Raw genomic sequence first — 1,337 nt, 5'->3', positions numbered from 1 at the left:
GGGTTAATAGACAAATGGTGGGTCTTATATCCGGGGTTTGCCCCGCCATAGCAACGAAAAGTCGGCCTTATTGAGGTCGAGCACCTCAATAAGCTTGCTTCCTTGACACTCGCGGTGGAATGTGCAGGGAGTGAAGACACTCAATCCCCGCGCCCGACGCTGTCCTATCTGCTCAAGCCCCTCAAAGAAGAAAGGCTTCACAAAACAAGGCCGTCAGCGTTGGTATTGCAAGGAATGTAAATACAGTTTCACCGCGACCGATGACCGGCAAAAACACGCCCAAGAATTCGCTGAATTCCTCACCTACATCACCACAACCACACCCCGACGCCTCAGCGCGCGCGACACGCGCGCCTGGGACCGCAAGCACGCCTGGTGCTGGCAAACCCGCCCCATCTGGACACCTACCGGACAGGTCTACGACCAGGTCTTCATCGACGGGACCTACATCGCCTACAACTGGTGCGTATTAATCGCTTACACGCGAGAAGGCGTGATCGCCTACCAACTATGCGACCGTGAATCCAAAGCCGCCTACCTCGCCCTCCTACGCCGCCTGCCCGCCCCTATCGTTGCTACCACCGACGGGGCAGCAGGCGCGCTGGCAGCGATAAAGCAGGAATGGCCCACCACACGCATCCAACGCTGCCTGGTACACGTGCAACGTAATATCCGCCAAGTCACCACCACCCGCCCGCAAACCGAGGCTCATAAGGCCTTATACAAGCTCGCTCTCGACCTAACCAAAGTGGATACCCGCGAGGGCGCTATCGCCTGGCAAAACTCGCTACACGCCTTCCACGAGCTTTACGACACATGGCTGGCAGAGAAGACCTATCGGGAGGAAACCCGCCAGGAGAATATTCCTTCTTTCGCGCGGAAAAACAAGAAATGGTGGTACACCCACACCCCGACTCGTAAGATCGTGGGCTCTCTTGACCGTTACGTCAAACAAGGCGTGCTCTTCACGTTCCTTGATCCGACCCTGGACGTGTCGACCGTGCTTGAGTCGACGACGAACCGGCTTGAGGGCGGGGTGAACGCGCCGTTGAAAGAATTCCTGCACATCCACCGTGGCTGGTCCCAGCCCCACCTGCTGACCGCGCTTGATTATTGGCTTTATTCCAGGTCGATCAACACCCAGCCGATGTCTGATTTCGCGTCAAACAAGACCCAAGTGAGGAAGAAACCCGTTAGCACGCCCAGCGATAAGCCCGCCGAGATCGATACCCATATCGACATGGAGCGCCCGTGGGAAGACGGTCTGAACATCCGTAAAGGCCGGATCGGGAGCTAACGACACGCCGTCATTAGACCCACTTTTTGTCTATTAACCC

At 56.9% G+C, this 1,337-nt stretch carries 1 protein-coding gene; it reads left to right on the top strand.

What is annotated here, in order from left to right; all coding sequences use genetic code 11:
• The first annotated feature begins 130 nt into the window (after positions 1-130).
• Entirely contained in the window at positions 131-1,297 is a 1,167-nt protein-coding gene (locus ACRQHG_RS09350; RefSeq protein ID WP_435720024.1) for an IS1249 family transposase, read from the top strand.
• Positions 1,298-1,337 lie beyond the last annotated feature (40 nt).

This window comes from Actinotignum vesiculae, from assembly GCF_051267215.1.
Taxonomy (GTDB): domain Bacteria; phylum Actinomycetota; class Actinomycetes; order Actinomycetales; family Actinomycetaceae; genus Actinotignum; species Actinotignum schaalii.
This window is presented reverse-complemented; position numbering and strand designations above follow the sequence as displayed.